Annotated in this window: 12 protein-coding genes, 1 tRNA gene and 1 pseudogene; 6 read left to right on the plus strand and 8 right to left on the minus strand. The window is 50.9% G+C overall.

The features are described 5' to 3' along the window. Position 1: 1 nt before the first annotated feature. Complete coding sequence (yejF, locus tag JTI85_RS14865) at positions 2-1,591, plus strand: microcin C ABC transporter ATP-binding protein YejF (protein ID WP_048211140.1); 1,590 nt, start codon at positions 2-4, stop codon at positions 1,589-1,591. 3 nt (positions 1,592-1,594) lie between these two features. Here the strand turns inward: yejF and JTI85_RS14870 are convergent, their stop codons facing one another. From JTI85_RS14870 to rsuA, 3 genes are all read right to left on the minus strand, one after another. Beyond that, entirely contained in the window at positions 1,595-1,939 is a 345-nt protein-coding gene (locus tag JTI85_RS14870; RefSeq protein ID WP_086523392.1) for a YejG family protein, read from the minus strand. Between the two features lie 333 nt (positions 1,940-2,272). Further along, a complete protein-coding gene (locus tag JTI85_RS14875; RefSeq protein ID WP_219351680.1) occupies positions 2,273-3,463 on the minus strand; it encodes a Bcr/CflA family multidrug efflux MFS transporter in 1,191 nt (396 codons plus the stop codon). A gap of 15 nt (positions 3,464-3,478) precedes the next feature. After that, complete coding sequence (gene rsuA, locus JTI85_RS14880; RefSeq protein ID WP_086523393.1) at positions 3,479-4,186, minus strand: 16S rRNA pseudouridine(516) synthase RsuA; 708 nt, start codon at positions 4,184-4,186, stop codon at positions 3,479-3,481. 151 nt (positions 4,187-4,337) lie between these two features. Between rsuA and JTI85_RS14885 the strand changes: the two genes are divergently transcribed. Both JTI85_RS14885 and rplY read left to right on the plus strand, forming a co-directional pair. Next, on the plus strand, positions 4,338-6,098 hold the full coding sequence (locus JTI85_RS14885) for a DEAD/DEAH box helicase (RefSeq protein WP_061068182.1): 1,761 nt from the start codon (positions 4,338-4,340) through the stop codon (positions 6,096-6,098). 124 nt (positions 6,099-6,222) lie between these two features. Further along, positions 6,223-6,507 carry a 50S ribosomal protein L25 gene (gene rplY / locus JTI85_RS14890; protein ID WP_003027502.1) on the plus strand — a complete coding sequence of 95 codons (285 nt, stop codon included), beginning with the start codon at positions 6,223-6,225 and terminating at the stop codon, positions 6,505-6,507. Between the two features lie 120 nt (positions 6,508-6,627). Here the strand turns inward: rplY and yejK are convergent, their stop codons facing one another. Next, positions 6,628-7,635, minus strand: coding sequence for a nucleoid-associated protein YejK (yejK, locus tag JTI85_RS14895; protein ID WP_005129293.1), 1,008 nt, complete (start codon positions 7,633-7,635; stop codon positions 6,628-6,630). Between the two features lie 134 nt (positions 7,636-7,769). Between yejK and JTI85_RS14900 the strand changes: the two genes are divergently transcribed. The 3 genes from JTI85_RS14900 to JTI85_RS14910 all read left to right on the plus strand — a co-directional run bounded on the left by JTI85_RS14900 (position 7,770) and on the right by JTI85_RS14910 (position 9,941). After that, positions 7,770-7,997 carry a YejL family protein gene (locus JTI85_RS14900; RefSeq protein ID WP_003027506.1) on the plus strand — a complete coding sequence of 76 codons (228 nt, stop codon included), beginning with the start codon at positions 7,770-7,772 and terminating at the stop codon, positions 7,995-7,997. A gap of 31 nt (positions 7,998-8,028) precedes the next feature. Further along, positions 8,029-9,789: an LPS biosynthesis-modulating metalloenzyme YejM gene (gene yejM / locus JTI85_RS14905; protein ID WP_061068183.1), complete on the plus strand. Its 1,761-nt coding sequence runs from the start codon at positions 8,029-8,031 to the stop codon at positions 9,787-9,789. Positions 9,790-9,864: 75 nt separating this feature from the next. After that, a tRNA-Pro gene (locus JTI85_RS14910) sits at positions 9,865-9,941 on the plus strand. Positions 9,942-10,216: 275 nt separating this feature from the next. On the opposite strand, the gene JTI85_RS14915 is transcribed toward JTI85_RS14910, so the two are convergent. From JTI85_RS14915 to JTI85_RS14935, 4 genes and pseudogenes are all read right to left on the minus strand, one after another. Then, positions 10,217-10,435 (minus strand): hypothetical protein, encoded by a 219-nt coding sequence (locus JTI85_RS14915; protein WP_061068184.1) that lies wholly within the window; start codon positions 10,433-10,435, stop codon positions 10,217-10,219. A gap of 880 nt (positions 10,436-11,315) precedes the next feature. Further along, positions 11,316-11,706 (minus strand): annotated as a pseudogene (locus JTI85_RS14925) (VENN motif pre-toxin domain-containing protein); the annotation flags it as partial. Between the two features lie 99 nt (positions 11,707-11,805). Next, positions 11,806-12,189, minus strand: a complete 384-nt coding sequence (locus tag JTI85_RS14930; RefSeq protein WP_061068185.1) for a hypothetical protein — start codon at positions 12,187-12,189, stop codon at positions 11,806-11,808. A 1-nt stretch (position 12,190) separates the two neighbouring features. Next, on the minus strand, positions 12,191-12,891 hold a 701-nt coding region (locus JTI85_RS14935), incomplete at its 5' end, for a deaminase (RefSeq protein WP_219351681.1).

Genomic DNA, 12,891 nt, shown 5'->3' on the forward strand with positions numbered 1-12,891 from the left:
GATGACACAACCTCTGTTAGCTATTGACAATTTATCGGTAGGTTTTCGCCAACAGAACACCGTGCGCACCGTGGTCAACAGTCTGTCACTGCGCGTTGATGCCGGACAAACGCTGGCGCTGGTGGGCGAGTCCGGCTCAGGTAAAAGCGTCACCGCGCTTTCGGTGTTGCGTCTGTTGCCCACGCCGCCTGCGGTGTACCTCTCCGGTGATATCCGCTTTCACGGCGCATCACTACTTCACGCTAACGAGCAGACGCTTCGCGGTGTGCGGGGAAATAAAATCGCCATGATTTTCCAGGAACCAATGGTGTCGCTAAATCCACTCCACAACCTGGAAAAGCAGCTTTATGAAGTGCTGTCGCTGCATCGGGGAATGCGTCGGGAAGCCGCACGGGCAGAAATTCTGACCTGTCTGGATCGTGTAGGCATTCGCCATGCAGCGAAACGCCTTACAGATTATCCGCACCAGCTTTCCGGCGGTGAGCGCCAGCGCGTAATGATTGCTATGGCGCTGTTAACCCGCCCGGAGCTGCTAATTGCTGATGAACCAACCACCGCGCTGGATGTCTCTGTGCAGGCGCAAATTTTGCAACTGCTGCGGGAGTTGCAGCGTGAGCTGAACATGGGATTGCTGTTCATCACTCATAATCTCAGCATCGTGAGAAAGCTAGCCGATTCCATTGCCGTCATGCAGAACGGTCAATGCGTTGAACAAAACCGTGCCGAGCCACTGCTTGCCGCGCCAACCCATTCCTACACACAGAAACTGTTAAATAGCGAACCCTCCGGCGATCCAGTCCCTTTAGCCGCCGGACAACCGCCATTGCTGGAAGTGAATGGGCTCAGGGTCGCCTTTCCCGTACGCAAGGGTATCCTCAAGCGCGTGGTGGATCATAACGTCGTGGTTAACAACGTCAGTTTTACCCTCAGACCCGGTGAAACACTGGGACTGGTGGGTGAATCAGGCTCCGGGAAAAGTACCACTGGTCTGGCGCTACTGCGATTAATCACATCGCAAGGCAGTATTGTGTTCGATGGTCTGGCGCTGCATACCTTAAATCGCCGCCAACTGTTGCCAGTACGTCACCGCATTCAGGTGGTCTTTCAGGACCCCAACTCTTCACTGAATCCGCGTTTGAGCGTATTACAAATTATTGAAGAGGGATTGCGCGTTCACCAGCCAACGCTTTCCGCTGAACAGCGTGAAGCGCAGGTAAAAGCAGTGATGGCTGAAGTCGGACTCGATAGCGAAACCCGCCATCGTTATCCTGCAGAGTTTTCTGGCGGTCAACGCCAGCGCATAGCCATTGCCAGGGCATTGATTCTCAAACCCTCGCTGATCATTCTGGATGAGCCGACATCCTCGCTCGACAGAACCGTACAGGCGCAAATCCTCACGCTGTTAAAGTCCTTACAGGAAAAGCATCGTCTGGCTTATATTTTTATCAGCCATGATTTGCATGTTGTACGTGCGTTATGCCATCAGGTAATTGTGTTGCGGCAGGGAGAAGTCGTGGAACAGGGGCAATGCGAGCACGTATTTAACGCGCCACAACAGGCCTATACGCGTCAGCTGCTCGCGCTAAGCTGACGCTCAAAACGGATTGTTGTTTGAAAACGGTTCTGCGATGGCCACGCCGAAATTTTTCAGTCTGCAGGTCGCGGCAAACTCATCCTGGCGATTCACAAACAGGCACGGTTCCCCTTCACATTCCAGCACGGAACAAGGTACCTCAATGTCGCTGAGAGCCTGGCTAAGTTTATGCATGACTGACCATGCGCTGTCACCATCAGGACTAAGCAATTTGAGGGCCACCAGGCTGTTCTCATTGTTCTGACCGTTGTGCGGAATCGGTTCAACCTTTGAACCTGCGAAACCCACCGACCAACGATAGCACTGCGGCAGACGATGAACGATTGAGAGTTGTAATGTCATCACTTTCTTTCCCTGGAAGTACAATCACTTCACAATTATTTTACATCAATATTAACACATCATTGACAATACGTCTTTAGACAGTTGGTAAACGTTTACACCCAGTCTTTATGCCACTTTCCGAACCCACTATTTAAATTTATTCAACGGTTCAGGCATGTTTCCGCGCTATATGTACTCGTTTCTGCGATCTAACTCAACCTTTTTAACTACAATGATGTGACTTTTTACATAAATTGATTTTACATAAAATAAACATAAGCGGGGAAAATGATAGATTTGCGGTTGATGTACATCAACTCTGGAGGCCTTATGATCCCCAGGTTGTGTAATAGATCACCGTTTTTTGGCGCGACTGGCGTAGAGATAGAAGAGAATTGAGCTGGTGGCGCAAAACGCTATCGACCATATCATTGGCCAGGCCGAGTTAAAGGTTGCCAGAGATAACAGCGCGCCAACAATCGCGCCGATGCCAAAACGAAACGTCCCCGCCAACGATGAGGCCGTCCCGGCCATGTGTGGAAACTCATCCAGAATGACCGCCATCGCATTTGATGACACCATCGACACACAACCTACAAACGTCGCAACACCGACAACCAGTGCCCAGAATCCAACGCCGAACAGCGCGCTGAATACCATCCAGCCCGCCATCACAAACTGGATCCACAGCCCGGTACGGAACATATTTAGTGCACCAACCCGCCGAACAAAGCGGCTGTTGATGATGGTCATCACGAACAGGAACACAATATTCAGCGCGAAGTAATAGCCGAAATTCTGCGGTGAAACGTGGTTGATCTCAATGTAGACAAAAGGTCCGGCGCTCAGGAAAGAAAACATCCCGGCAAAGCTAAACCCACTGGCCAGCATGTAACTCAGGACGCGCTTGTGGCGAAACAGCGAGGCAAAGTTGCCCAGAGTCGTGCGCAAGCGAAACGGCTGGCGACGCTCTACGGGCAAGGTCTCTTTGATCAGCGTAAAGATCATCACCGAGGCCAGAATCGCCGCCACAGCGAGGATCCAGAAGATATAGTGCCAACTCAGCCATACCAGCACCCAACCGCCCACAATAGGTGCCATCAGTGGCGCAATCGTCGTCACCAGCATGACAAATGACATCATGCGCGAGAATTCTTCTTTCGGATAGATGTCGCGCATCAGGGCATTGATGACCACGCTTGCCGCCGCAGCTGCCAGACCATGGAAGAAACGCATAGTGATCAACTGATCGATAGTTTGCGCCAACGCACAGGCGACCGCTGCTGCCGCAAACACCAGAGTTCCGCCCAGTATCACCGGTTTACGCCCGATGCTGTCGGCCATCGGACCATAGATCAACTGCCCAACCGCGAACCCCAGAATATAGGTACTGAGGGTCATTTGCGCGCTGCCTGCCGGCACGCCAAATTGAGCAGAGATCACCGGCAGTGCCGGAAGATACATATCGATCGACAACGGCATCAACATGGCCAATAAGCCAAGGATAAAAACAATGGCAATTGAAGAGTTCTGCCGGGTGGTCACATTTAGCTCCTGAAATTAACGCGGGGTTAAGTTAACGCTGGCGATTTCTTCTTCGGTCAATGGACGGTATTCTCCGGGCGCCAGATCCTCATCAAGCTTGATGGCACCGATGCGTTCACGATGCAGTTCCACAACGTGGTTACCCACGGCGGCAAACATACGTTTAACCTGATGATAGCGCCCTTCACTGATGGTCAAACGTACCTGAGTCGGCGTAATCACTTCCAGCACGGCGGGTTTGGTCAGATCTTTCTCATTGTGCAACTGTACGCCACGGGCAAACTGTTCGGCAGTATCATCTGCCACTGGCGACTCCAGCGTTACCAGATAGGTTTTCTCACAATGGTGGCGTGGCGAAGTGATGCGATGCGACCACTGTCCGTCGTCGGTCATTAACACCAGTCCGGTGGTGTCGATATCCAGACGCCCTGCCGCATGCAGTTTGTAGGCCACTGGTTCATCAAGGAAATAGAGCACCGTCGGGTGATCCGGGTCATCCGTTGAGCAAACATAACCCTGGGGCTTATTCAGCATAAAATAGCGCGGGCCATTTTGTTGAACCAGGGAATTACCGTCATATTCTACGTCGTGCTCTGGCAGCAGCTTAAAAGCGCTATTTCTGACGATTTCGCCGTCGACAGTAACACGGTTACCACGGATCTCACGCCCGGCAATAGCGCGGCTGACGCCGAGTTGCTGAGCGATAAATTTATCAAGTCGCATGAGTGTGATTTTGCCTGTAACAATACGGAAATCGGGCGTTATGCCCGAAAAGTGGAGCCGTTTTCCGCTCAGTATAACGAGCTAACAACTTCCCTCAAGGGAAAAAGATTCGTGGCATACTATACGCGAGACTGTTACATATTGTGAGCCCATGATTTTTACTCTTCGTCCTTACCAAAAAGAAGCCGTGGATGCCACGCTCAACCATTTTCGCCATCACCGTACTCCGGCAGTTATCGTCCTCCCCACAGGCGCAGGCAAAAGCCTGGTGATTGCCGAGCTGGCCCGCGTGGCGCGGGGTCGCGTACTGGTACTGGCGCACGTCAAAGAGCTGGTCGCGCAAAACCACGCGAAATATTGCGCGCTGGGGCTGGAAGCCGATATTTTTGCCGCAGGTCTGAAGCGTAAAGAGAGTCACGGGAAAGTGGTATTTGGCAGCGTACAGTCGGTGGCGCGCAATCTGGACGCCTTTCAGGGAGAATTCTCCCTGCTCATCGTCGATGAATGCCATCGCATTGGTGATGATGAAGAGAGCCAGTATCAACAAATCCTGACACACCTGACCAACGTAAACCCTCACTTACGCCTGCTCGGACTTACCGCCACGCCTTTTCGCTTGGGCAAAGGCTGGATTTATCATTTTCATTATCACGGAATGGTGCGCGGCGATGAAAAAGCACTGTTTCGCGACTGCATTTATGAATTACCGCTGCGCTACATGATTAAACACGGCTACCTGACGCCGCCAGAACGCCTCGACATGCCGGTCGTACAATATGATTTCAGCCGCCTGCAGGCGCAAAGTAACGGCCTGTTTAGCGAAGCGGACCTGAATCAGGAACTGAAAAAGCAGCAGCGAATAACGCCGCATATCATCAGCCAGATTGTCGAGTTTGCTCAGACACGCAAAGGGGTAATGATTTTCGCCGCTACCGTTGAGCACGCCAAAGAGATAGTCGGCCTGCTGCCTGCTGATGATGCGGCGCTTATCACCGGGGACACGCCTGGCGCTGAACGCGACGTGTTGATTGAAGAGTTCAAAGCCCAACGTTTTCGCTATCTGGTGAATGTGTCGGTCCTGACCACTGGCTTCGATGCCCCGCACGTCGACCTTATCGCCATTCTGCGCCCGACCGAGTCAGTTAGCCTTTACCAACAAATCGTTGGACGAGGGTTGCGCCTGGCGCCGGGGAAAACGGACTGTCTGATCCTTGATTACGCCGGGAATCCGCACGACCTGTACGCCCCGGAAGTGGGTGCGCCCAAAGGGAAAAGTGACAACGTTCCGGTACAGGTGTTCTGTCCTGCCTGCGGCTTTGCCAACACCTTCTGGGGAAAAACAACGGCCGACGGCACGCTGATTGAGCACTTTGGCCGCCGCTGTCAGGGATGGTTTGAAGATGATGACGGCCATCGCGAACAGTGCGATTTTCGTTTCCGTTTTAAAAACTGCCCGCAGTGCAACGCGGAAAATGACATCGCCGCCCGCCGTTGTCGGGAGTGCGACACGGTACTGGTTGACCCGGATGACATGCTGAAAGCCGCGCTCAGGCTTAAAGATGCGCTGGTTTTGCGCTGCAGCGGGATGGCGCTACAAAATGGGCAGGATGAAAAAGGCGAATGGCTGAAAATTACCTATTACGATGAAGATGGCGCCGACGTCAGCGAACGCTTTCGCCTGCATACTCCCGCGCAGCGTACAGCCTTCGAGCAACTGTTTATTCGCCCGCACACCCGAACGCCCGGCATTCCCTTACGCTGGATAACCGCCGCCGATATCCTCGCCCAGCAGGCGCTGTTACGTCATCCTGATTTCGTGGTCGCGCGCATGAAAGGTCAGTACTGGCAGGTCCGTGAAAAGGTCTTCGATTATGAAGGACGCTTTCGTCGGGCACATGAATTACGCGGTTAATCGTACTTTTGATTGATGTACCAGCCGTTTGAGTATAGAATCTCGCCCGCTTTTGCATACGCAAAGCAGATCACTTACCTGTTGCTGGGTCGCCTGTAGCAGGAATTATTAAAGAGAGATTTAAATGTTTACTATCAACGCTGAAGTACGTAAAGAGCAGGGTAAGGGTGCGAGCCGCCGCCTGCGTGCCGCTAACAAGTTCCCGGCAATCATCTACGGTGGCGCAGAAGCCCCGATTGCTATCGAACTGGATCACGATGCAGTTATGAACATGCAAGCTAAAGCTGAATTCTACAGCGAAGTTCTGACCATCGTTGTTGACGGTAAAGAAGTTAAAGTTAAAGCTCAGGCTGTACAGCGTCACCCGTTCAAGCCGAAGCTGTCTCACATCGACTTCGTTCGCGCGTAATCGCAAACAAGTTGAAGAAAAACCCCGCCAAGGCGGGGTTTTTTTATGGGATTTTGTAATCGATACTGATGGTTCTCGTCGACCGGATAAGGCGTATACGCTCTCACCCGGCAAACGGTTTTATTTCCCGCCCGACGTGCGACGCTGCAGCTGGTCGCGCAGGTTCGGCGGCGTACCTTTGATGGTCAAAGTATCTGTAGCCGGATCCCAGAAAATACGTTCACCCAGTAACATGGCGTCGAAGTTGATGGTTAACCCACCGCCGCTTCCGGCAAATTTGGTTAACTGACGCAGCGTACTGCGATCCGCCGGAAAGCTCTCTTCCAGCTCGTAGCCTTTATCTGCGGTAAATTCGCTGAAGCTGACTTCACTGACGCCGGAAAGCTCTTTGGACAGCGACTCCAGCTCGATCTCTTCACCGGCTTGTAGCTGTTCGTTGCAGTAGCTGTACACCTGCTGACGCACGTTCTGGCGTTCAGCTTTATCGAGCTGCGCCTCGGCAGTAAAGTCGTCCACTGCCTGCAGCAGGCCACGGTTTTGCGCTTTGGCATTCAGACCTTCGCTGGCACCGAGGAAATCCATAAAGAAATCGGCGACTTTGCGCCCTACCCGCCCTTTCAGGAACGTCAGATAGCGCGTGGACTCCGGATTGGTTTCCCACTCGGTTAAATCAATACGCGCCACGATATCCGCATGATTGATGTCCAGATAGTGCGTCGGATTGATATCCAGATTTTCATTGACGCGCATGCTACTTAAATTGTTCAGCACGGCGACCAACAGATACTCTACCGCCAGATAACGGTAATGGCAGAACAGGACAATACCGCCGTCGGCAAAAGGATATTTCGCCAGCTCGTCCCGCAAGCGTCCGGTCGCGGCACGACTAAATGCCAGAAAATCCTCTTCACCCTGACGCTGTAAACGCAGCGTTTGCGCCAGTTCACTCTCTTCGCTAAACAGGCCATAGGCTTTATTCTTGGCGCTATACACCCGGTGCAGCTCAGCCATCATCTCGACAACCGTCGCTGTCGGTTCCAGTAATGAATCGCGCAAGACCAGCTCAAGGTTCTGCTCGTCACGTTTGATAAGCTGGTGCAGGGCAATCTGGTTGATATCCAGACTCATGATAAACTCTCCTTTTAGACCGGGCGGTATTCAACCACCTGCCGGCCAGTGACGCAATAGAAGATAAAAAAGCAGAAAAAAAACTGTCTGTACGGTAATATGTTGCCCTTTCATGAACAGACTGATTTCGATTTATGCCACAAATTTCCCGCTATAGTGACGAACACGTTGAACAACTGCTGAATGAGATGCTCAACGTACTGGAAAAACATAAGGCGCCAACCGATCTTTCCCTGATGGTATTGGGAAATATGGTGACTAACCTTATCAATACAAGCATCGCACCGGCCCAGCGCCAGGCGATTGCCAACTCTTTTGCCCGCGCATTGCAGTCTTCGGTAAACGACGACCAAGCGCATTAAGAGCCTGCTCCGGGGAAACGAACAACAGTTTATGGTAACTCATCGTCAGCGCTACCGTGAGAAAGTCTCCCAGATGGTTAGCTGGGGGCACTGGTTTGCCTTGTTCAACATTCTGTTGGCCATGGTACTCGGTAGCCGTTACCTGTTTGTCGCCGACTGGCCGACAACGCTTGCAGGGCGTGTTTATTCCTATGTAAGCCTGGTCGGACATTTTAGTTTTCTGGTGTTTGCCACCTATCTGCTAATCCTGTTTCCTCTGACGTTTATCGTCATGTCCCAGAGGCTGATGCGATTCTTATCAGCCATTCTGGCGACAGCAGGTATGACGCTGTTGCTCATCGACAGCGAAGTGTTCACCCGCTTCCACCTGCATCTCAACCCCATCGTCTGGGAGCTGGTCATTAACCCTGACCAGAATGAAGCGGCGCGTGACTGGCAACTGATGTTTATCAGTGTGCCAATCATTCTGCTAATCGAAATGCTGTTTGCGACCTGGAGCTGGCAGAAACTACGCAGCCTGACGCGTCGCCGCCATTTTGCCAAACCGTTAGCCGCATTCTTCTTCATTTGCTTTATCGCCTCGCACGTGGTGTATATCTGGGCTGATGCCAACTTCTATCGCCCGATTACCATGCAGCGCGCAAACCTGCCGCTCTCTTACCCGATGACGGCGCGTAAGTTTCTGGAAAAACATGGTCTGTTGGATGCGCAAGAGTATCAACGCCGCCTGATTGAACAGGGTAATCCGGAAGCGGTCTCCGTCCAGTATCCGCTCAGTGAGCTGCGTTACCGTGATATGGGAACGGGTCAGAATGTCCTGCTGATCACCGTTGACGGTCTGAACTACTCGCGCTTTGAACAGCAAATGCCTGCTCTGGCAGAATTTGCCGGGCAGAATATCTCCTTTACGCGCCACATGAGTTCGGGAAATACTGCCGACAACGGGATTTTTGGCCTGTTTTATGGCGTTTCACCAAGCTACATGGACGGCATTTTGTCGACCCGAACGCCTGCCGCGCTAATCTCTGCGCTGAATCAACAAGGCTATCAGTTGGGATTGTTCTCCTCTGATGGCTTCACTAGCCCACTGTATCGCCAGGCATTGCTGTCAGACTTTTCGATGCCAAACGTGCAAACGCAATCTGATCAACAAACTGCAAGCCAGTGGATTAACTGGCTGGGCCGCTATGCGCAAGATGATAACCGTTGGTTCTCATGGGTTTCCTTTAACGGAACGAACCTTGATGACAGCAACCAGAAGAATTTTGCCAAACGCTACGCCAGCGCGGCGCAAGATGTGGATGCCAACATCAACCGTATACTCAGCGCCCTGCGTGACTCCGGCAAACTGAACAACACGGTGGTCATTATTACCGCGGGCCGGGGCGTGCCGTTGACGCAGGAAGAGAATAACTTTGCCTGGTCGCGTGGCCATCTACAGGTGCCTCTGGTTATTCACTGGCCGGGAACACCTGCGCAGCGTATTAATAGCCTGACCGATCATACTGACCTGATGACAACACTGATGCAGCGCCTGCTCCACGTCAGTACCCCAGCAAGCGAGTACTCACAGGGTCAGGATTTGTTTAATGCAACACGCCGCCATTACTGGGTCACGGCAGCTGACAGCAGCACCATGGCCATTACCACACCAGAGATGACGCTGGTGCTTAATAACAACGGTAATTACCAGACCTATAATTTACGCGGCGAGAAAATTAAAGATCAGAAACCGCAGCTAAGTTTGCTGCTGCAAGTGCTGACGGATGAGAAACGATTTATCGCTAACTGATTAATTATAAATCAGTTAGCAGTCCATCCTCTTGCATTCGTGGTGGAAAGCAGTAGTATTAGCAGCCATAAGTGTCGGCACGTAGCGCAGCCTGGTAGCGCACCGTCATGGGGTGTCGGGGGTCGGAGGTTCAAATCCTCTCGTGCCGACCAAAATTCCCCAAAAAAACCAACCTTCTACGGTTGGTTTTTTTATGCCTGTTTTCTGTATGGGGAAGCAATGGGGAATTATCGGGGAAAAACCCCGGCGCATATGTGAAGGATCTTTGGTGAATTTAGGAACCAGTGCATCGCTACGTTTATCGGCATTCTCCAGCTTGATAAGTCATTAGCAGTTGCTAATGACTTATCACCGTTCTTAATTTTCTCAACGGCCTTATCAAGTTTGTCTGAAGATGTTGCACAAAGGAAATTATTCTCAACAACAACTACTTACGATTATATTTTAGTACTTGTAAATAAAGCAGTAGCCAAACTCCTGCCCCTCCCCACACACCAACAATTGCACCAATTTTTCCAGCTAAGATATATTCCGAAAAGGGAACATCTCCTTTACTGATCAGCCAGGTACTAGCAACCATTCCAATAGAGAACGTAACTGCCAGTATAAACACCAACTTAATAAGTTCTAATAGAGGATGTTTCATTTACTATCTCCATTAGCTTCTTTTTGCGTCACATTGCCAGTCCATTCTGAGATTACAGAACCACCAAAACCACCCAGTATACCAGGGTATGGGCTCATTTGACCGCCCTGATATATACCGTATCCGATAGATTTTTCCGAATATTTCAGTGAATACTTACTGGCATCCATTCCTAGCTGATTTTTTATATACTGTGATTCAAACTTATTAGTAATTGAAGCACCAATATTATAGCCAAAACCTGTACCGGCCATACTGCCCACTACTGATGCGGTACTGTCCTGGCCTTCAATCTGACTGCTCATGTAAGCGCTACCGGCCCCTAACAACTGGTTAGCGTAATATCCTTTCCTGGCTGTACCTACACCAGTTAAGCCTGACATCATGAAACTGAGGTAATCGAACTTCTCACCGGTATTGCCGGTTGCAACCTGGACAGCCCCATTTGCTCCGTAACTCAGCCCGGCACTAACAAATTTTTCCGTCAGCGTGGCTGATGACGTTAACAACGAACCCGCTCCGGCAACCGTACCCCAATAATTTTCTGGCTCACCGAAGAAAGCCAGAGCTCTATCACCCTGTGACGTATTGCTATTCAGATAGTTTAAGTCGTAGCGGTTACCTTCAATGACGTAGTCCTTCACATCCGGGTTTTCCAGCGAACCATACAGCCAGCCAGGCCGACCTGCCGCGCTAAGTCCGCCCTCAATATTCCATTTATCTTCCCCGGACAGCGCCGTCAGAGGGTCGGCAGCCAAATCAATATGCAATTTCAGCCGGTTATCAGCACTAATTACAGCATACTTGTTCTGAATATCTCCGCATTCACGACCGGCTTTACGACAGGCAGTCATTTCTCTGTCAAAAGCATGAGCCTCGTCGTAGCTCAGATAGTTATTCTCAAYCGCATTTTTCCCGGCCTGCGCCCCGGCAGCCGCCGACGCCGTGCTATCGCCCGACAGACCACCGGCCATCCCTGCTGATATCGTTGCCAGCGTGCTGATGGTCTGCTTCTGATCCTCACTCAGTTGCGACAGGTCAGTCACATCAGGATACAGCATACCTGCAATCGCCCTAGCCGCAAGTTCACCCGTTGCCGCCCCCGCTGCGCCCGCTGCCGCGCTGTTTCCCTGCATCGCCGCCACTGCGCCGCCCAGTATCGCGTGGGCAATAACATTTACCGCACTATTGCCCTCTGTCGATTTAAGCAGATGCGCGAGCTCCGGTGCCGATGCCCCCGCCAGCGCGGCCCCCATATCACCGCCAGCCAGATACGCGGTTTTGCTCCCTGTTCTCCACTTTTCCCAGCGCTGTTAAAGAACTTATAGCTGTGAAATCAAAAATCCTGACGTATGCTCGGGATCTATGTGTTAGCTCAAAAGCTCCATTGATACGTTGCCAGTATTAAAAAATTCCTTAAAAACACTGATAACAATATCAAAGTCTTTTGTAAGCTGACGTTCAGGCCAATAATCACCAAGTATCATCATTTCGGCATCAAGTTTAGAGCGATCCCAGTAACTTCTTATCTGATATTCATCTTCGAAGATCTCACCTAATGTTATTAGGTAAAAATTATTTTCTGTTCTTACCTGAAGCATTTCAGCTCCACTATCCACACTGGTTAGGGTATCAAGAGTTATGGAACCTTTTTTTCCCTGAAGTTGTTTCAACTGATTTAATATATCATCCCAGTTTGAAATCTGCTTATTTCCGCCAGTTCCATTTAGCGTCCAACTCATTTTAAAATTCATTTTAATCCCTGGCCTTGAGAGATTTCATTCCCGGCTGCCAATAGAGGACAGACCCAGTAGTCTCTTCATAGATTGTTAAAGATTTTAGCCCCGCTTTATCGGCCATAGCAGCTATATCACCGCGACAATAACCACATACAGGCTCTTTAGATACACTCATTGTCATCTCACGCCCTTGAGACATACCCTTTTCAAAAGCTTGTTGGATGACGCCCACTTCAGCATGAGCTGTAGCCATATTTCCATTAGGAAGAGGCTTGCCTTGCTTATCTATTTTAGCTTGGATTCTTCCATCAATGAGTGTTGGCTTATTCACATCTGCTAAGTTGGATGGTCTTGCACCCTGATTGGTATCAGTGAATTTAGCCCCGTCTACATTACCTTTCGCAACAACCTTGAGATTAGCATCAACGACTTTACTGAGCTGTTTTGCTGCCACTGAACCCAACACTGGAGTCACCGAAGCAACGATAATATCCATTCCCTGCTTCGTTTCGGCATAACCCTGAGCCGTCTGGCGATCAACACCCAGCACATCCATTGCATACTGCGTTAGTGCATCCTTCACCTGCTGCTGATTCTGCGCATCAACGCTGGTGATATTCAGCAGATTTACTATCTGGCCGTAAGCATCTCCGTATTGCTGGCTGGCTTTCGAGTTGTAGTTGCCGGTGTTCTCGTATTCACCTTTCGCAGCGATAA

The organism is Citrobacter sp. Colony219 (genome assembly GCF_019382635.1).
GTDB classification, from domain to species: Bacteria; Pseudomonadota; Gammaproteobacteria; order Enterobacterales; family Enterobacteriaceae; genus Citrobacter; species Citrobacter youngae.

Coding starts and splice junctions, on each gene's coding strand:
- rsuA (WP_086523393.1), bottom strand. CDS start 4,186: ATGCGACTTGATAAATTTATCGCTCAGCAACTCGGCGTCAGCCGCGCT.
- yejF (WP_048211140.1), top strand. CDS start 2: ATGACACAACCTCTGTTAGCTATTGACAATTTATCGGTAGGTTTTCGC.
- JTI85_RS14900 (WP_003027506.1), top strand. CDS start 7,770: ATGCCACAAATTTCCCGCTATAGTGACGAACACGTTGAACAACTGCTG.
- JTI85_RS14915 (WP_061068184.1), bottom strand. CDS start 10,435: ATGAAACATCCTCTATTAGAACTTATTAAGTTGGTGTTTATACTGGCA.
- rplY (WP_003027502.1), top strand. CDS start 6,223: ATGTTTACTATCAACGCTGAAGTACGTAAAGAGCAGGGTAAGGGTGCG.
- JTI85_RS14930 (WP_061068185.1), bottom strand. CDS start 12,189: ATGAATTTTAAAATGAGTTGGACGCTAAATGGAACTGGCGGAAATAAG.
- yejM (WP_061068183.1), top strand. CDS start 8,029: ATGGTAACTCATCGTCAGCGCTACCGTGAGAAAGTCTCCCAGATGGTT.
- yejK (WP_005129293.1), bottom strand. CDS start 7,635: ATGAGTCTGGATATCAACCAGATTGCCCTGCACCAGCTTATCAAACGT.
- JTI85_RS14885 (WP_061068182.1), top strand. CDS start 4,338: ATGATTTTTACTCTTCGTCCTTACCAAAAAGAAGCCGTGGATGCCACG.